Source organism: Neptunomonas concharum (assembly GCF_008630635.1).
In the GTDB taxonomy this organism is placed as follows: domain Bacteria; phylum Pseudomonadota; class Gammaproteobacteria; order Pseudomonadales; family Balneatricaceae; genus Neptunomonas; species Neptunomonas concharum.
The window spans coordinates 783,423-802,798 of record NZ_CP043869.1 but is presented as its reverse complement, the minus strand read 5'-3'; the positions used below and the strand labels follow the sequence as shown (position 1 = coordinate 802,798).

The following is a 19,376-nucleotide window of genomic DNA, read 5'->3' as shown; positions in this document are numbered from 1 at the left end:
CTCATCCGGGAGCTTTTAGTTTCACTGGATGTAGTATTATGTAAATTCATTAAAATTAATAAGGTTAGGTTGATTACATGCCTGCAGTAAAAGTAAAAGATAACGAGCCATTTGATGTTGCACTACGCCGTTTCAAGCGTTCTTGTGAAAAAGCGGGTGTATTGGCTGAAGTTCGTAAGCGCGAATTTTATGAAAAGCCAACATCAGTTCGTAAGCGTAAAGCCGCTGCTGCTGTAAAACGTCACGCTAAGAAAGTTTCTCGCGATATTTCTCGCCGCGTACGTTTGTACTAATTTAATACCGAGATTAAACATCCTCTAGTTACAGGTCAGGCCAAATGTCAGTACTCAAAAAGCAGATTACTGAAGCAATGAAAGAAGCCATGCGCGCTAAAGAAAAAGAGCGCCTTGGGACTATTCGTCTTATTTTGGCAGAAATTAAGCGTATCGAAGTTGACGAACGCATAGAACTAGATGATGCAAGAGTACTGGCAACGCTAGACAAAATGTCTAAACAGCGCCGTGATTCTATCTCACAATATGATTCAGCGGACCGCACTGATCTGGCGGACATTGAGCGACGAGAGTTGGAGGTGATTAAAACTTTCTTGCCGCAACCGCTAAGCGATGAAGAGATTCAAAAAGCCATTCAGGAAGCCATTGCAACCTCCGGAGCTACCGGCATGCAAGATATGGGTAAGCTGATGGCCGAGCTAAAGCCCAAGGTACAAGGGCGTGCAGATATGGGAATGGTATCTAAACTCGTCAAAGAGAGCTTAACAGGTTAACATTCCGTCCAATCCCACCCGATTGAGCAGAATATGGCCGGACGCATACCACAGAACTTTATTGATGATTTACTCGCACGCGTCAATATTGTCGATATCATCGACGGCAGAGTAAAACTCAAGAAGACTGGCAAAAACTATTCTGGCCTATGCCCATTCCACCAAGAGAAGTCCCCCTCCTTTTCAGTCAGCCCCGATAAACAGTTTTATTACTGCTTTGGATGCGGTGCCGGCGGAAACGCTATCGGCTTTCTCATGGAGTATGAACGTCTAGAGTTTCCCCAAGCAGTTGAAGAAGTCGCCAAACTGGTAGGCGTCGATGTGCCACGAGACGAAGCCCAAGAACAAAGACACAGCGAGCACAAAGCGCAATACCATATATTGGATGAAACAACCAGCTTCTACCAAAACCAACTACGCAGCCACCCAACCAAACACATTGCGGTAGATTATTTAAAATCTCGCGGTTTAAGCGGCCAGATTGCACAAACCTTTGGTATCGGATTTGCCCCTGTTGGCTGGGACAATCTACTTAAAGCACTAGGCACCTCAGAAGAACGAAAAGACCTTCTCGAAAGAAGCGGAATGCTAATCCGGCACGAAGAAAAAGATAGCCTTTATGATCGCTTTAGAGAGCGCATTATGTTTCCTATACGGGATATGCGAGGCAGAACCATTGCGTTTGGGGGGCGCGTACTCGGAGATGAAAAACCGAAATACCTCAACTCACCTGAAACAGACACCTTTCAGAAAGGACGAGAACTCTACGGCCTGTACGAGGCTCGTAAACTAACCCCAAAATTAGAGCGTATCCTTATTGTTGAAGGCTATATGGATGTTATCAGCCTCGCTCAATACGGCATTACTTACGCCGTCGCCACACTCGGCACAGCCACATCAGCACAGCACCTAGAGCGCCTATTCAAAAGCGTACCGGAGATCATATTCTGTTTTGATGGTGATGCAGCAGGACGAAAAGCTGCCGAAAGGGCGCTGGAAACAACACTCCCCATCATCAAAGATGGGCAAGAAGCACGCTTCCTCTTCCTTCCCGAAGGAGAAGATCCTGACACACTGGTTCGGAAAACCTCAAAAGAAGCTTTCGAAGAGCATTTATCAGAAGCCTTAGAGCTCTCTGAGTTCTTCTTCCGGTATTACAGCGAGAATCATGACCTAAGCAGTATTGGCGGGCGCGCCAATTTCAGCACACAAGCACTCCCCAATATCCAACGCATGCAAACCAGCTTACGCCAGCAAATGATGCTAGACCGAATTTGCGAACTAACAGGTCTGACGCTAGAGCAGATTAATACAACTATCAATCTGACACAGTCCAGCCAAATAAATGAAGAAACGGAAAAAGCAGAACCGCATCGCCCTACATTTAGGCAGTCACGCCCCACACCTGCAACTATCATTAAGCACACAACAACCCTTTGCAGCCACTTAGTATCACTCTTATTACACCACCCTGAATTAGCTCAAAAAGCACCAAGCTCTATCGACCTTGCGGAGCTATCCGATCCTCAAGCAGACCTACTCTGCAAGCTACTCACCCACCTACAACATCGTCCAAACCAATCCATTGGCACACTCATCATCGACTGGAACGATGACCCAGAGTTGCGTACCCACCTCCTACAACTGAGCGAGATATCCCGCTTAGATCCTGTACTCAATGGTGATGCCAACCAACTATTCGACGAAGCCTGGCAGCGCCTTACCCAGCGACTACAAGAAAGCCAGCTGTCTCGTCTGCAAAAGAAACCCTTATCAGCACTAACAAACGACGAGAAAAAACTGCTATCTGAGCTATTGATTAGAAAATAATACTTGTTTTACCCCAATCTACCCCCATATCTACGAAACTAGACTAAAGTTAATATCAACCTATGGCATAGGTAATTTGCCGTATGGGATAAGCTAGCTTTAAACGAGCGTCGACGTTATAATGTCGCGCTTACTTTTTCGTCACAATTGCATCATCGTAGGACATCTATGTCAGGTACCTCTCAGCAGCAATCTCGTCTAAAAGAACTGATCGCCCGCGGCAAAGAACAGGGTTATCTAACATACGCCGAGGTCAACGACCACCTTCCGGAAGATATCGCCGATCCCGATCAGGTGGAAGACATCATCCGCATGATTAATGACATGGGTATCTCCGTGTCTGAAGAAGCTCCTGATGCCGAAACGCTTTTAATGACTGAAGGCGACTCTGCTGAAGAAGCCGATGAAGAAGCCGTTGCCGCACTGGCCGCTGTAGAGTCCGATGCAGGCAGAACAACCGACCCTGTTCGTATGTACATGCGCGAAATGGGCACGGTTGAGCTGCTTACGCGCGAGGGCGAAATCGAAATTGCCAAACGCATCGAAGAAGGCATTCGCGAAGTTATGTCTGCGTTAGCCAGCTTCCCAGGCTCTGTCGAATTTGTGCTTGATGCATACGATACAGTCCTACAGGAAGAAGGTCGCCTTAGCGATATCTTTAGTGGCTACATAGATCCCGACAGCCCGATAGAAGAAGCTGTCATTATTGAACCTAACGCCATTGTCGAAGATGATGACAGCGATAGTGACGACGACGATGATGACGATGACAGCACAGATGACGAAGAGGATGGCGATCGCGGCCCTGATCCCGAAGAGGCACGCCTGCGCTTCACTGATATCAGAGAAAAACTAGCTCACCTCTACAGCCTTCAAGAAAAAGAAGGGCGCCAGAGCAAAGCGTTCTCGATAGCCCTTGAAGAGCTATGCGAAGCTTTCTCCCCTGTCAAACTAACGCCTCGCTACTACGACATCCTCGTAGCACGCGTCAGAGACTTCATTGATAGAACACGCCAACAAGAGCGCACTATTATGCGTATCTGCGTGCAACGCTGCAAAATGCCCCGCGCAGATTTTATCAAAGCATTCCCAGGCAACGAAACCAATACCAACTGGTTCCAAGAACTTGCCGACTCTGGTGAAAGCTATGCTCGTTCTATAAGCGTCAACCTACCAGACCTACAAAGAGCGCAAAGAAAGCTAATCCAAATCGAGGGAGATGCCCAAATAGAACTGGCGGAAATTAAAGATGTTAACCGCCGCATGTCTATTGGCGAAGCTCGCGCCCGTCGCGCCAAAAAAGAGATGGTAGAAGCCAACCTACGTTTGGTTATCTCTATTGCCAAGAAATACACTAATCGCGGCTTACAGTTCCTCGACCTCATTCAGGAAGGCAATATAGGCCTGATGAAAGCCGTGGATAAATTTGAATATCGCCGTGGCTATAAGTTTTCTACTTACGCAACATGGTGGATCCGACAAGCGATTACACGCTCTATTGCCGATCAGGCTCGTACCATTCGTATACCGGTACATATGATTGAAACCATCAACAAGCTGAATCGCATCTCACGACAGATGCTTCAGGAGATGGGGCGTGAACCTTTACCGGAAGAACTTGCCGAACGCATGGAGATGCCTGAGGACAAAATTCGTAAGGTACTCAAAATCGCCAAAGAACCTATCTCCATGGAGACACCCATTGGTGATGATGAAGACTCAAGCCTTGGGGATTTCATCGAAGATTCTAATCACACCTCCCCTGTGGACTCAGCAACAGGCGAAGGACTATGTGAAGCAACGCGCGAAGTACTCGCAGGCTTAACTGCCAGAGAAGCCAAAGTACTGCGCATGCGTTTTGGTATCGATATGAACACCGACCACACCCTTGAGGAGGTCGGCAAGCAGTTCGATGTAACGCGTGAACGTATTCGTCAAATCGAAGCTAAAGCGTTAAGAAAACTGCGCCATCCGAGCCGCTCCGATCACTTACGCAGCTTCTTGGACGAATAACTTCCTGTTACATATCAAAGTATTGCGCCAATAGTATAGACACTGTATTATTGGCGCCTCTTTTGAAGGGCCTATAGCTCAGTTGGTTAGAGCGCCGGACTCATAATCCGTCGGTCCCAGGTTCAAGTCCTGGTGGGCCCACCAACTCAACAGACCTCCTAGTAGTTATCCTTTTTAGCTTTATCTACTTCAATCTTTATAAATTCTATAAAGTAGCCATTCAGCGACAGCAGCATAACATGTCAATATTCAGTCCCAGCAAGCTTTGCACTGTACGCCATTAGGCCAACAAAATCGCAAAAGCGCCTGAATTTATCTCTCTTTAGCAGTATAATTGAGGGTCTATTTGCCCCCCCCGGAGTCAGAGCTGTAAGTTATGGATAAACGTGTTGCCATTATAGGTACTTCTTTTCGCTTTCCTGGCACAACCCCCCAGACCTTTTGGTCCGACCTTCTTGACCATCGTGATTTAGTGTCCGAGGTAGAATCAGGCCGTTGGTCGTTTGACGCTTTTTCACATCCTGACACCAAACACCCTGGTACTAGCTACACCTTCAAAGCAGGTTCGCTAGGAGATGTTTCGGGCTTTGATGCAAGTTTCTTTGGTATTTCTCCTCGTGAAGCATCCCTGATGGACCCGCAGCAACGCTTACTGCTCGAAATGACATGGGAAGCGATTGAAAATGCAGGTAAACCACCCTCATCATTGAAAGGCAGCGACTGCGGGGTTTTTATCGGTATCGCTAGTGCTGATTATGCGTACCGTTTTGCCGAGGATTTAAGCATCGTCGACTCTAGTGTTGCGACCGGAAATACCTCCAGTATTGCAGCTAACAGAATCTCCTATCTCTTTGATCTGCATGGCCCCAGCATTGCCCTGGATACCGCTTGCTCCTCTTCGATGGTTGCTTTTCATCAGGCGTGTCAATCCATTCGCTCCGGCGAAACGGAGCAAGCCTTAGCCGGCGGTGTCAGCTTACACTTACACCCTTATGGCTTTATTGCTTTTTCTAAGGCAACCATGCTTTCCAAACAGGGTAAATGCCAAGTTTTTGATGCCGAGGGTGATGGTTATGTTCGATCCGAAGGGGGCGGCATATTCCTGCTGAAAGATTACGACGCAGCGATTAGAGATGGTGATGCTATCCTCGCGGTTGTTGCAGGCTCCTCAGTAAATACAGATGGTTATAAGTCAGGCCTGACGGTTCCTAACCCCCAAGCACAAGCCGCTTTAATGACAGCTGCCTATCAAAAAGCAGGCTTGTCACCGGAACAACTTGATTATGTTGAGGCTCATGGTACTGGCACAGCGGTTGGTGATCCTATAGAAACCCGAGCCATCAGTATGGCTTTAGGGAAAGGCAGAAGTACGCCTCTACCTATTGGTTCGGTCAAAAGTAATATGGGGCATTTAGAAGCAGCCTCGGGTATAGCAGGCCTAGCGAAAGCAATTTATTGCCTTAAGCATCGAGAAGTGCCTGCTACTATCAGCATGAAAACCCCCAATCCTAATATTCATTTTGAGGATTGGAATATTCGTGTCGTTACCGAAAACATGCCACTATCCACAGAAAAAACCCTTACCATTGGTGTTAATTCGTTTGGTTTTGGGGGAGCGAATGCGCATGTTATCTTGCAGACAGCACCCAAAGTTCAGGCAACGCCTCCTGCTCAAACACCATCAAAAAAGATTCCACTTATTATCTCAGCTAGGGATATAAACGCACTGGAGCAGTCGGTTCGTCAAGCGATAACCTTGCTAGAAACTGCTAGTGATTCCTTTTATGCACTGGCTTATAATTTCGCCTTACATCGCGAAATCCACCCCATCGTACATACAATTTGGGCAGAAAACTGCACAGATGCGGCTGCACAATTATCATCTTTACTTACTGATAAGGTCGACCCTTTTTACAATGACACACCTTCCAGCAGGATAGCTTACGTCTACTCCGGTAATGGTTGCCAGTGGGAGAAAATGGGCAATACATTACTCCAAAGCTCAGAAGTTTTTCGAGCTGCTGTCGAGCAGGTTGATGGTTATTTCACACCGCTGGCTGGCTTCTCACTAATTGAGGAGCTACAAGGTAACAATGGCGAGGAACGTTTGGCGCTCACGGAGATCGCACAGCCAGCGTTGTTCGCACTGCAAGTTGGATTAACCGAACTCCTTCGTGCTCACCATGTAATGCCATCAGCAGTGACTGGTCACAGTGTTGGCGAAGTCGCTTCAGCGTGGGCCAGTGGCGCCCTGACGCTAGAGCAAGCGGTTCATGTCATCTACTACCGCAGTCAACACCAGGGCAAAACAGCCGGACTTGGTGAAATGACCGCTGTTGGCTTTGATGCCCAGAGCACACAAGCACTTATTACAGAACTCGCCTTAACGGAAGTAGAACTAGCTGGAATCAACAGCATAAGAGGCGTCACCTTAGCGGGCAACCCTGATCAACTCTCTCAAATAGAGTCCCATTTAAAACAGCAGGGTACTTTTTACCGTCGACTAAATCTGAATTATGCATTCCATAGTTCCAAAATGGATTCAGTCGAAGAACAAATAAAGATCAGCCTTAGCAATTTAACACCTTCTGCTTCCCAATTGCCTTTCTACTCAACCGTTTCAGGCGAACTGCTGGATGGAAGCACACTCACCGCTGATTATTGGTGGGATAACATTCGCCAACCGGTGCTATTTCAATCCGCTATCGATCAGATGATTGCAGATGGCTATACAGCTTTTATTGAAATAGGCGCTCACCCTGTCCTCAAAAATTATTTAAACGATGCGCTTCGACATGCAGATCTTACAGGACTCACGCTCACAACGCTGACCAAACATAAAGATCAAATCGAGCTTATCGAAAGGGCCGCAGCCCAAGCACTCATTTGTGAAGACATAAAATCTTCCGGTCTTTTTGCGCAACCTGCAGAGAGAATTGAGCTACCTGCCTATCCGTGGCAGCGAGAAAGGCTTTGGCACCCTGAGTCTGCTAACAGCATTGGGCTACTCATGCGCCAAAAGCAGCATGATTTATTAGGCTACCCGGTTAAGCAGTTTTTACATACATGGGAAAACACACTGGATACCCAGGCCTATCCATGGTTGGCTGATCATGTCGTCGATGATCATGTCATCTTCCCCGGGACAGGTTACATTGAGTTATTGCTAGCAGCGACTCATTTAAATACTCCCACAGAGTTTGTAGAGCTTGAAGAGATAGAGATTTATAATCCTCTGACACTCGATAACCAACATAGCAAGAAGACTCGCGTTTCACTGCAACCCAAAAGCGGCGAAATCACTATTTCCAGTCGCGATTTAGTCGAAGGTGAACACTGGACAAAGAATGCGGCTGGTCGCTTTTTGAAGGCACCCACCCCACTGCATCTTAGCCAGCCCTGCCCTGCCTTGCCAAGACGTCCCTATGATTTGACCCTGACAGATCATCTCAGCATGATGATGTCAGTTGGACTAGATTACGGCCCGACTTTTCAAGCGATTACTCATGGCTGGGCAGAAGGTGATCGCGTGTTGGGGGTATTTGACCCACAATTTAATCAAAGTGGCTACTGGCTTCACCCTGCGCAACTGGACTGCACTTTTCAATTAATCATCCAGTTCTTGAAAGAGCAACTTAACAATAATGAAGGGATTGCATATGTCCCCGTAAGAGTTGGCCGCATTTTTGTTAGAACACAAGCCAAGTCGCTCCATGTGGCTCAAGCTCGGCTTCTAAAGCGTTCACCCCATTCAATTACCGCTGAATTTGATCTATTCGATATCGACGGGGTGCATATCGCTTCAATCAAAGAAGCCCGCTTTAAAGCGGTACGTGTGAAAAAGTCAGCAACGCAACGGGTAGATTATTTAGATTATCACTTAACTGGCACACCTGCGCAAAAACTCTCGGCTACTCCTATGGATCTGAGACTGGTATTACAAGATTGCCTTTCCTCAGAAACCTTAGTCAAATGCCAGCGTTATCAGGAAGAGATAGACCCACTGTTTGATGCACTAGCCAATGCTATTCTTACCGAGCATGTGCCTAAATTGGCAGCCAGAGGACTATTTAATAGCACATATATCGCAGAATTCACTGAAGCTTACCCAGAAAGTGAGCCTCTGCTGCAGTGTTTGATTCACAGTGCCGCCCAGAGTCAACTTATCACAGAAACCAGTGAAGGCTGGCAAATAACACCTCAGAATGACGATGAAGCTATTCCCGCCAATCTAATCTGGCAGATGATGGCGCGGGACTACCCTGAGGTGTTTGCTGTTACTCATGCACTAGGACGTTTTAACCTTCAGCTATCTCGATGGTTAGAGGCTCCCGACCAGCTGCCTTCTGTTAATCTAGAGGCATATGACACCCTCTTACAGGTACGTAATACACCGTTATTTGCTCATGATGTAGCAAGCGCCTTGATAGATAAAGTTCAGCAGTTATCCGCACAAGCAAATGTGCAACGCCTACGTATCCTTGAGGTTGGTGTATCATCTCCTGAGATTTGCCGTTACTTTAACGAGGCACTCGACCCTAAACAGTATGATGTCAGCTTTACCAGCCTCAATAGCGGCGCTATTAATAAAGCGGAGCATCTCCAGGAGGAATTCCCCTACCTGAATGTTATTCCGCTGCTCGATATAGAAGAGGAACAAGCTCCCCAACACCAATTGGTTATTATTAATATTAATGGGGCCACTCTATCCGACTTTGGCATCATGATGAGACACTTATCGGTGCTTATGGCTGATAATGCCCATCTGATACTGATAGTACCCACACCATCGCACTGGTTAGAGCTGTTAATGAGAAGCCACCCAGAATGGTTAACAGCAGGGCACTCTCAACAACTATCACCGTCACAGTGGGCTGATCTACTTGCAGAGTATGGTATTGATGACTGCCACATCCTAAAAGGGTATACGACATCCCAACAACAGCTGGTGATCGGCCAATACCAGCGCCCAGAGGAAATCAAACTCCCTATAACCTTAGAACACTGGCATGTCCTAACGGACAATTCGGATAATTCTCTGTTTCCGACTGACGGTCATAACTATCCACAAAACACGCTCGTTTCGTTATCTGATTTTGCAAATTGGACATTGGAAGCCTGCGCGAGCTGGTTGACTCAGAATGTTTCTGACAATCTGCTGTTCGCCATAGGATTACAATCAGCACCGACATCGCAAATGAAACTCCAGCAGATCAATGATCGCTGCAAGGGGCTGAACAACCTATTCAAAGCAATTGAGACATCCGCTTCAGAAGTTAACCTCTGGGTATTAACTCGACATGTTGCAAGCTTATACCCCTGTGATGACCCTAATGCGAGCTGGGAACATCACCAATCCGATGATTCTGCTATTTGGGGGTTTGTACGCACTCTCATGAATGAGTCGCAGCACACAAGACTGCATTTGATTGATCTACCTAAATCGCTCACTACGCCGGTTTACCAGACACTCTATGCTGAATATGCAGTACCTTCAGTTGAGCAGGAGCTCTTCATCGATCAACGGGGTCAGCGTTATGCACCTCGCCTACGTAAAAACCCTGTACCTAGCCTGCAGTCATCGTCTGAATGTGCCAGTACACCTGCAGTTAGTTATTACTTGGGTTTTGAAACACCGGGGCAGCTAAAGAGTTTAAAATGGTACGCCAAAGAGATCAGTCCACTTCATGAAGACCAAATCCGCGTAGACATTAAAGCCACTGGACTTAACTTCCGTGATGTCATGTACACCTTAGGGATGCTGTCTGACGAGGCGATCGAAAATGGTTTTGCAGGGCCTACACTCGGACTCGAATTTGCAGGTATTGTCACCGCAGTTGGGGATAAGATAAGCGACTACCAGCCAGGCGACACGGTCGTTGGCTTTGGCCCTGCCAGCTTTAGCGATTCAGTGGTTACGCAACCCAATGCTATTGCACATATTCCGGAGGGTATTTCATTTGAAGCGGCCTCCACAATCCCAAGCACGTTCTTTACAGTTTATTATGCCTTGCACTACTTATCGCGCCTTGAACCTGGTGAAAAAATCCTGATCCACGGCGCGGCCGGAGGTGTTGGCATTGCAGCGATTCAAGTAGCCCAATGGATAGGGGCCGAGATCTATGCAACGGCGGGTTCTGAAAGCAAACGAGACTTCCTGCGCATGATGGGTGTTGAGCATATTTATGACTCCCGTTCGTTGACTTTCGCTGAAGAGATCTTATTAGACACGAAAGAAGTGGGAGTGGATGTCGTTCTCAACTCCCTCGCCGGAGAAGCCATTAACCAAAACCTACGGGTGCTCAAACCCTTTGGCCGATTCTTAGAGTTAGGTAAGCGCGATTTCTACGAGAATACCCAGATTGGTCTGCGCCCTTTCCGTAATAATATCAGTTATTTTGGTATAGACGCTGATCAGCTGATGCAGTCAAAGCCAGAGCTAACTCACCGTCTTTTCCAAGAGATGATGGGGCTATTCCAAGACGGCACGCTTTATCCACTGCCTTACACACTGTTTGATGCAAATCATGTTGTAGATGCGTTCCGCTATATGCAGCAAGCTAAGCAGATAGGAAAAATAGTTATCGGCTATGATCAGCCGATTCGACCTAAACAGCCAATTACGACTCCACCAAGCGAGGTGCTGACACTGGAACCAAATGCCAGTTACCTCGTCACTGGCGGGCTGGCGGGCTTTGGCTTAAAAACGGCCCAATGGTTGGTTAGCAAAGGGGCTCGTCACTTGGTTCTGATTAGCCGAAGCGGCTTAGGAAACGATAATGCCGTAGAAGCTGTGCAACAACTAGAAGCTCAAGGCATTAATGTACTAGCGTGCGCCTGTGATGTTAGCAACCGGGACTCACTAGCTGAATTGCTAGACAATAGCGCCGAAAAAATGCCTCCAATTAAAGGGGTTGTTCATGCTGCAGCAGTCATTGAAGATAGCCTTGCAATGAACCTTAGCCAAGAACAACTGGAGCGTGTTTTAACACCTAAAATCGCAGGGGCGCTATGGCTTGATGAACTGACTGATCATTTGGATCTTTCGTTCTTCGTACTTTACTCCTCTGCAACAACACTGCTCGGCAACCCAGGGCAAAGCAGTTATGTAGCTGCAAACCACTGGTTAGAAGGATTGGCCGCAGACCGCATTCGTCGTGGTAAACCTGCTACTTGCCCTCGGTGGGGTGCGATTGATGATGTAGGATTCCTCGCGCGTAATGAGAAAATCAAGGATGCATTACAAAGCCGTATAGGTGGGCAAGCCTTACCTTCAGATAAAGCCTTGGAAGCATTAGAACAGATGTTACTCCACGGTATTGGTAGTCAAGGGGTACTTGAATTCGAATGGGGACCACTTAGCCGATTCTTACCGAGCGCAGCTCAACCAAAATTTAGAGAGATTGCGCTCGCCAATTCCGATAATGACCAAAGCGAAGATAACCGGTTGGACATCAATGAACTTCTAGCAATGAGCGATGACGAGTTAACAGAGAAGTTGCTCTCATTATTGAAAGCAGAACTCAGTAAAATCCTCATGACATCTGAAGATAAGCTAGACCCTAACCGCTCCATGTACGACATGGGTCTGGATTCACTGATGGGGGTAGAGTTGATGTCGGCAATTGAATCCAAGCTAGGTATTAGTGTTTCAGTGATGGCATTAAGTGAAACACCTACTTTGGGAAAACTCAGCCATAAACTGATGAACCAACTACGCGGTGAGCAGAGCGATGAAGATGAGATGACCAAACAGGTTGCCAGCCAGCACCTTGCAGAAGAAGACTCATCAGTATGAACAGTAAACTGTCTCAACAACTTAAAGAGAAACTGATACAACAGACACTCAAGCATAAGCTGAAAAAAGCTGAAAGCCCAAACACCGGCATTGGCTCACTGATTCGCGCTAATCAACAGGAACAAAAGTATTGTCAGTTCGATCAGCTACCAGGCTATCAGCAAATGACGATCATTAGAGAAGGTGCACACTCGTTAGGTATAACCAGCCCCTTCTTTAGAGTCCATCAAGGTAATGCAGGAGCCACCAGCTACATTGATGATCAGGAGATGATCAACTTTGCCAGCTATAACTACCTAGATTTATCTGGACACCCCGATGTAAATGAGGCCGCTGTAAAAGCGATCAACCAATACGGCACCTCTGTTTCTGCCAGTCGTATTGTATCGGGGGAGCGCCCTGTTCATCGAACGCTCGAAACGGCTATTGCAGAGTGCTATGAGGTCGATGATGCCGTAGTTTTTGTGAGTGGCCATGCAACGAATGTATCGACGATTGGGCACCTGTTTGGGCCGAAGGATCTGATTATTCACGATGAGTTTAGCCACAATAGTTTGCTGGTTGGCGCCAAACTATCTGGTGCAAAACGGCTATCGTTTCCTCACAACAATCTCGCTGCACTAGAGAAGACACTGCTCGAGCATCGCACTCAATTTGAGCGAGTTTTAATTGTGACGGAGGGAATGTTCAGTATGGATGGCGACTTCCCTGACCTGAATAAACTTGTAGAAATAAAAAATCGGTTTTCTGCTTTTTTGATGGTAGATGAGGCTCATTCGTTTGGGGTGTTAGGTTCCACAGGTAAAGGCTTACGGGAGCATTTCCAAATAGCGGGTCGGGAAGTGGATATTTGGATGGGCACCCTCAGTAAAACACTGGCAGGGTGCGGCGGCTACATTGCAGGAGAATCTGCGCTTATCGAACATTTACGCTATATGGCTCCCGGTTTTTTATACAGTGTTGGCATTCCGGCCCCTACTGCGGCCGCCTCTCTGGCGGCGCTGCACCTTATGCAGCAAGAGCCAGAACGCATTAAAAAGCTGCATCATATCTCTCAGTTTTTCCTAAAACAGGCTAAAGATATGGGCTTCAATACAGGTAGCAGTGAGGGTATCGCGATTATAGCCATTATATTCGGCAGCTCTATGCGAGCAGCTAATGCATCTGATACCTTGTTCAAACAGGGAATTAATGTACAGCCTATTGTCTACCCAGCTGTTCCCGAACGTAGTGCACGGTTACGTTTTTTCCTCTCCTGCGAACACACTGAAGCGCAAGTGATGAAAACCTTAGCTCATCTAAAAGCTTTTATTTAGTTTGACTGGATTGCCATGAAAAGTAGAAATTTTCTGTTTTTACAGGGGTCCACCAGCCCATTTTTTTCCAAACTGGGGGATGCATTAACCCAAGCAAAAGCGCATGTGTTTCGCATCAATTTTAATGCGGGCGATTATATCTACTGGCGCAATAAACCTTCTTGGCAGTTCCGTGATAAAGCATCAGCACTACCTGAGTACCTCCGCAAAAAAGTGCTCGATTATGGCATTACCGATATTATAATGTTGGGCGATACTCGCCCCGTTAATGCAGCGGCGGTGCCGCTTTCAAAAGCGCTGGGGCTTAGGTTACATATCTTTGATGAAGGTTACTTAAGACCCGATTGGCTGACGCTAGAAGAAGGCGGTATTAATGGTTTTTCTCAGCTTCCAAAAGAGGCCAACTGGTACCTTGAAGCCGCTAAGCATCTCCCCCCCGCCCCGCCCAGTCAATCTATTAGCAACCCCATTACTCTGCTGGCTTTACATGAAATCGGCTACCACTTTCCTGGCTTACTGAACCCTATTTTTTATCACGGTTATAAAACCCACCGCCCTGCAATTTCAGGTTTAGAGCTAGCCGGTTGGGGAATTCGATTTTCCCAAATGCCTTGGTATGAAACGCGCGATAAACGCACTATTCATCACTTGCTTAGCAATAACAAACCTTTCTACCTACTCCCTCTGCAACTGGATAGTGATAGCCAAATTCAGGTACATTCTGATATCACATCCATGTCTGATCTGGTCCATACTGTTGTGGATTCTTTCACAGAGTATGCACCACAAGATGCACTGTTGGTAATCAAAAACCACCCACTGGATACAGGCTTCACTAATTTTGCTGCAATAATCAAACAGCTATCAAAAGAAAAAGACATTGAAGGACGTATTCTCTATTTAGAAAGTGGCTCCTTACCCGCGTTACTAGATGCATGTGAGGGTGTCGTCGTAGTAAATAGTACCGTCGGTATCACCGCATTAGCTCACCAATGCCGAACACTGGCACTAGGCCAAGCCATCTATGATATGCCAGGACTAACAGCCCAGTGTTCGCTCGATGCTTTCTGGCACGACACCATCTATCCAGACCCACAGCTATTTGATGCATTCCGGCAGATAGTGATCCACGCCACACAGATTAATGGAGGTTTTTTTAGCTCTGACGGCATCCGTATTGGCGTTAACAATGCGATGAAGCGCTTACAAGAAAGCCAATCTCCCCTTGAAGTTCTCTTGGAATCTTATCCCGTATCACCTTCATGATAATTCCGCTTTTGTGTATCGAGAACTACTGACATCAACTCGCTAGCCAAACCGGAAACCGCTTTGGATTGCTCCTTTTTTGGAGCCTCAGCGCTTTGCCCTTTGTGGCTACTCCAAATAAAGTAGCGAGTATCACCACTGGGCGCTCCTAAGCACTGATAAACTTTAGACATAATAGGCACATGATCACCATACCAACACAGCAAACCACCGTTATTTCGTGTTTTTAGCAAATTGGATAGATCTACTGCCATACGATCCGCATTATGTAAGTGGCGCAGATAGACACTGAGATCCTCACAACCAACCGGTTGCTGATCAACATAGAAACGCTCTATATCCTCATCCGTTGGCTTTTCTAGATGCAAAGGACCATGATTTTCCATCGTAATGATGTAAATGAACGAAGGGCCTGATGTATGACTCAATAATTGGCGCACCTGCTCCGTTAGCGCATGATCACCAATGTATTGTCCTACTTTATCTTTGCTATCGAAGGCCTCAATGTCAATAAAACGATCAAACCCCAGTTGAGGGTAAAGTTTATCCCGTTGATAAAACGAGGCCGGATACGGGTGAATACAAACCGTTTTATAACCCATTGCTTTTAACTGATGTGCCACCGTCGTTTGTGGGTTCTTAAGGAAATGACGATAGGGGCTGAACTGATTAACACCCATGGCATGTGGTGCAATACCTGATAAAAATGCAGCTTCGGTGCGAATAGTATTTGCCCCCCAAGCAGGAACGTTCAGAGAACCATAGCTCAACGCCTGCTGACAAATCTGATCAAACCCCGCCAAAACGGCAGGATCTACACAATCGTAATAGATACGAGGATCAAAAAAAGACTCGCTCTGGACACACACAATATCCGGTAGCGAGTGAATGTGCGTGTCGGATACAGGCGGGGTTGTAAAAGACTGCGGCGCAGGTGCTGATCGCTTCTTCTTGCGAAATAATCCAGCACTTTTACGCACCAGTTTTTTGGCATGCTTAAGCTGTGGGTGCGAGAAGTGTAGCTTTGCGTAATACCAAAGAAAACCACCCTGCCCTAATTGCTTGAAATCCAGTTCTGGATCCAAATGTAGCGGCATATTTTGATCAATACGTCGATACCCCATCACCAGCATACAAAGTGAGATGACAAGTAAGCACAACCAGACCACTACCCAGAAATCGGTTTGTCCACTGTGCAACAAGCTAGGCTCAATGAACACGCCAACAGCAATCACAACTACTAAGACAATCAAGGCAATAACAGCATTCATTACTCCTACAAAAGGCAGGTATAGCCGGGGATGTTGGATGGCATCCACTAAGTATTCAAAATCGTAAAATAGAAATGGCTCTCGCAAAACATGATATTTGGCGTTGTTAACCAAAATGAGTACCAAATGCCATGCCACCACATTGGCCATCGCAAACCAAGGGCGCTGGAATAACAATAATTCAAAACAGAAGAAAAAAAGCCAACCGCCCACATGCAATAAGTTAGCAGCTAAAGGACGCTTCCAGAACACCTGAGCTTTGGGTATAAGCAGCAACTCAACTAAAAAGGCAAACAGCAAACCAACCAGCAAAGGCACTATGAGGTGATCAAACAATAAGGTCATGCTCACGATGATAACGTCCATTTTATCCGCCATAGCCTAACCACTTAAGTAGCTTTTGCGACACACCCGGCGGTAATGCAGCCAGCCCCCAACAACCTATATTCAGTGGAAAGGGAAAACTGATGCGCGGATGGTTTTTAGCGACACGACGTTTAATCGTTTTTGCGGCTCGCTCAGGTGTCCATAAAAAAGGCTTTGGCCCCGGCATTTCATGACACATATCCGATGCGACATAACCCGGCATCACCACACTAACCCCTACACCAAACGGTGCCAACCAACCGCGAATACCCTCACCATAAGCTTTGATTGCAGCTTTACTTGCGCTATAACTGGGCGTATCCGGCAAGCCATAAAATGCGGCTAAAGAGCTAATCAATACCAGTTGACCAGCTTCACGCTGTTTCATTGCTAACGCCATATGATGCACTAACTGAAGGGTGGATTTAACATTCAAATCTAAGAGCGCTTCGATCTGTGACCACTGCTCTCCCTGGTGCTGCTGCCCCGTATTAATATTCATACCTGCATTAGCGAATACGAGATCAGGTACCCCATCAGCCAGTAACATTTCACACCATGAACGAGTTTGCTCGCTGTCGGTTAAATCAAAAGCGTGGAAGGTCGCCTTACCACCTAATAACTGACATTCATCACACAATTTCTCTAAAGAAGCAGACCGGCGTCCCTGTAATACCAAGGAATGACCATCAACCGCATAGGCTTTCGCTAACGCAGAACCGATAGCGCCTGTTGCACCTGTAATCACAATTTTAAGCGGCATTAAACATCCCTAAAGGTAGCTTCCCTGTTTCAGGTATTTAGAAAGATAGACCGTATCACACGTTTGATACGCGACGCTAAGGTTAAACCATAAGGATAATGAGCATAACGCTGAGCTAAAAGGTGAGCAGTTTCAAAATTAATCACATCCCCCGTATCCGGATCATGATATGTCACATATTTTATCAGCAACATATAGACGAGCTCTTCTAAGGTTAAGCATCGAGCCCTTTTTATACTCAACATATTATCTTCTGTTAGTCCCCAACCTGCATAAAAAGCATCGCTGTAAGTCACCACAGGCACACTCAGCACCAATGCTTTAAATCCTATAAGTGATGAATGCGTATGCACCTCATCCACCCATTGGATAAAAGGCAAAATATCATCATAAGCAAGCCCTCTATCGCATACTGAAGGTAAAGGACATATAGCAAACTTATCAGCATTCCAGTCTTTTCTGGCATAGATAATATACGCAGTGGGATTTGCTTCACGAATCAAATTAAGCAGCACGAGTTCATCTTCTGCAGATAACTGCTCTCTATCTTCCACCACTAATAGAATTTTTCGATCCTTAGGAAACTGAAAAAAGCAGGTGTACGTTTCTGAAATTTGTTGCTGCAAATAGCGCCGGTAAACAGTATATAGACCCGAAGCCGCATCCTGCTCATACGATAATAAATCATATTGATTCAACAAACCCAAAAGTTCAGACTTATTGAGTAACTCGTTGACAACTTCAATACCATTGCTTAACCCGTAGCCCACACCTTTATATGGACCCACTGAGAACAAGTCTAACGCCTGAACCTTAATTACCCGTGAAGCCTGAGATTTATCTTGTAACCAATAACTATTCACGAGGGCAGGCTTATCTGCGCAACCGCTAACACCATCAGAAGCGATACGGATATTGGCAGCTAAGCCAAGTACACGATTCAAACGAGGTAGAAACGTTCGCTGATTTTTAGGGAGTAACCATGTTCCTCGCAAGCGTTCTAAATGCTGTTTTTGCAAAGAAAGTAATGCAACGGTATCTTCAAATGCACACCGCTCACCCGTGTAGGGATTGATATAGCGGCAATACTGCAGATAAGCTGCAAAAAACAGCTGCTGTAAAGATCTGGGCTGTTGGCGTCGATCGCACTGCTGCCTATCTTGCGTTAGCCCCCACCCCGCATAAAAGGGGATACCAAAACAGTGAACACGCTTACCCGCCAGCAAAGCTTCAAAACCTAGCTGACTAGTGACCACATAGACATCGCTGACACGCTCAAAAAGCGACCAAGGGTTTACCTCTTGCGCTACTAACCGGCAGGAATAAACTTTAGCAAGCTCATGCAGATAACCTTTTTTCTTACCCGCCAATACATCCGGATGAACTTTGACGAGTACCTCCGCTCCCGGATTATCGTGAATAGCCGCTTTTAGCATCTCTTCAAATTGTGTAGCGGAGGCCATCCCTAAACGCACCGAAGTATCACCATACGTCTGATCTACCACCAAAACGGCGGATTTTGCTTTTTGCGAAAAGACGGAAACATCAGGTGCAAGGTTATATTTGCTTAAACGCGCCTGCCGAAGCATCTCAATACAGCGATTAGCGCGCTCAAGGCTATCCGTATCCTGCGGTGCATGAATAATCAGGTTTTCAAGTAAAGAGGGCTTTGTCGCATCATAATAAACGCCAACTGGGTCGACGATAAAACTGTGCTCAAGATGACCATGAACGCCTAGCCCAATAGATCGCAGAAAACCATCCTCAAGCGCCCAATAAGGAAGATTATGCTTAGCAGCATAAGCCATTGCCCGCTTAGAGGAGGGCTTATATCCCCACCCAGCTACCGCATCTAAACCTTGGGAGGGATAGAACGGAGGGCAATATTTAACCCTTGCCTCAAGAACACGATCTAGGTGGCCTATAACAGCATGGCCTGCAGCGAAAAATCCAACGGTTTTCATGG

At 46.6% G+C, this 19,376-nt stretch carries 10 protein-coding genes and 1 tRNA gene; 8 read left to right on the top strand and 3 right to left on the bottom strand.

Annotated elements, in window-relative coordinates; all coding sequences use genetic code 11:
* The first annotated feature begins 77 nt into the window (after nt 1-77).
* The 8 genes from rpsU (at nt 78) to F0U83_RS03715 (ending at nt 15,010) form a co-directional block, all read left to right on the top strand.
* Nucleotides 78-293, top strand: a complete 216-nt coding sequence (gene rpsU, locus F0U83_RS03750; RefSeq protein ID WP_138986592.1) for a 30S ribosomal protein S21 — start codon at nt 78-80, stop codon at nt 291-293.
* A 44-nt stretch (nt 294-337) separates the two neighbouring features.
* Nucleotides 338-787 carry a GatB/YqeY domain-containing protein gene (locus F0U83_RS03745; protein WP_138986591.1) on the top strand — a complete coding sequence of 150 codons (450 nt, stop codon included), beginning with the start codon at nt 338-340 and terminating at the stop codon, nt 785-787.
* Nucleotides 788-820: 33 nt separating this feature from the next.
* The gene (gene dnaG, locus F0U83_RS03740; RefSeq protein ID WP_138986590.1) at nt 821-2,617 is read left to right on the top strand and encodes a DNA primase; all 1,797 of its coding nucleotides are present in this window, start codon (nt 821-823) and stop codon (nt 2,615-2,617) included.
* Nucleotides 2,618-2,785: 168 nt separating this feature from the next.
* Entirely contained in the window at nt 2,786-4,630 is a 1,845-nt protein-coding gene (gene rpoD, locus F0U83_RS03735; protein WP_138986589.1) for an RNA polymerase sigma factor RpoD, read from the top strand.
* Between the two features lie 67 nt (nt 4,631-4,697).
* Nucleotides 4,698-4,774, top strand: a tRNA-Ile gene (locus F0U83_RS03730).
* Between the two features lie 232 nt (nt 4,775-5,006).
* Nucleotides 5,007-12,428: a type I polyketide synthase gene (locus F0U83_RS03725; protein ID WP_138986588.1), complete on the top strand. Its 7,422-nt coding sequence runs from the start codon at nt 5,007-5,009 to the stop codon at nt 12,426-12,428.
* Complete coding sequence (locus F0U83_RS03720; RefSeq protein WP_138986587.1) at nt 12,425-13,744, top strand: aminotransferase class I/II-fold pyridoxal phosphate-dependent enzyme; 1,320 nt, start codon at nt 12,425-12,427, stop codon at nt 13,742-13,744. Before F0U83_RS03725 ends, F0U83_RS03720 begins: the two co-directional genes overlap by 4 nt.
* 15 nt (nt 13,745-13,759) lie before the next feature.
* On the top strand, nt 13,760-15,010 hold the full coding sequence (locus F0U83_RS03715) for a capsule biosynthesis protein (protein ID WP_138986586.1): 1,251 nt from the start codon (nt 13,760-13,762) through the stop codon (nt 15,008-15,010).
* On the opposite strand, the gene F0U83_RS03710 is transcribed toward F0U83_RS03715, so the two are convergent.
* Genes F0U83_RS03710 through F0U83_RS03700 form a run of 3 tightly spaced genes read right to left on the bottom strand, consistent with a single transcriptional unit; the run spans nt 14,989 to nt 19,374 of the window.
* Entirely contained in the window at nt 14,989-16,659 is a 1,671-nt protein-coding gene (locus F0U83_RS03710; protein WP_138986585.1) for an LTA synthase family protein, read from the bottom strand. The two genes, F0U83_RS03715 and F0U83_RS03710, sit on opposite strands and share 22 nt — an antisense overlap.
* Nucleotides 16,649-17,410: an SDR family NAD(P)-dependent oxidoreductase gene (locus F0U83_RS03705; RefSeq protein WP_138986584.1), complete on the bottom strand. Its 762-nt coding sequence runs from the start codon at nt 17,408-17,410 to the stop codon at nt 16,649-16,651. Before F0U83_RS03705 ends, F0U83_RS03710 begins: the two co-directional genes overlap by 11 nt.
* A gap of 29 nt (nt 17,411-17,439) precedes the next feature.
* Nucleotides 17,440-19,374 carry a capsular polysaccharide export protein, LipB/KpsS family gene (locus tag F0U83_RS03700; protein WP_138986583.1) on the bottom strand — a complete coding sequence of 645 codons (1,935 nt, stop codon included), beginning with the start codon at nt 19,372-19,374 and terminating at the stop codon, nt 17,440-17,442.
* Nucleotides 19,375-19,376 lie beyond the last annotated feature (2 nt).

Coding starts and splice junctions, on each gene's coding strand:
- rpsU (WP_138986592.1), top strand. CDS start 78: ATGCCTGCAGTAAAAGTAAAAGATAACGAGCCATTTGATGTTGCACTA.
- F0U83_RS03745 (WP_138986591.1), top strand. CDS start 338: ATGTCAGTACTCAAAAAGCAGATTACTGAAGCAATGAAAGAAGCCATG.
- dnaG (WP_138986590.1), top strand. CDS start 821: ATGGCCGGACGCATACCACAGAACTTTATTGATGATTTACTCGCACGC.
- rpoD (WP_138986589.1), top strand. CDS start 2,786: ATGTCAGGTACCTCTCAGCAGCAATCTCGTCTAAAAGAACTGATCGCC.
- F0U83_RS03725 (WP_138986588.1), top strand. CDS start 5,007: ATGGATAAACGTGTTGCCATTATAGGTACTTCTTTTCGCTTTCCTGGC.
- F0U83_RS03720 (WP_138986587.1), top strand. CDS start 12,425: ATGAACAGTAAACTGTCTCAACAACTTAAAGAGAAACTGATACAACAG.
- F0U83_RS03715 (WP_138986586.1), top strand. CDS start 13,760: ATGAAAAGTAGAAATTTTCTGTTTTTACAGGGGTCCACCAGCCCATTT.
- F0U83_RS03710 (WP_138986585.1), bottom strand. CDS start 16,659: ATGGCGGATAAAATGGACGTTATCATCGTGAGCATGACCTTATTGTTT.
- F0U83_RS03705 (WP_138986584.1), bottom strand. CDS start 17,410: ATGCCGCTTAAAATTGTGATTACAGGTGCAACAGGCGCTATCGGTTCT.
- F0U83_RS03700 (WP_138986583.1), bottom strand. CDS start 19,374: ATGAAAACCGTTGGATTTTTCGCTGCAGGCCATGCTGTTATAGGCCAC.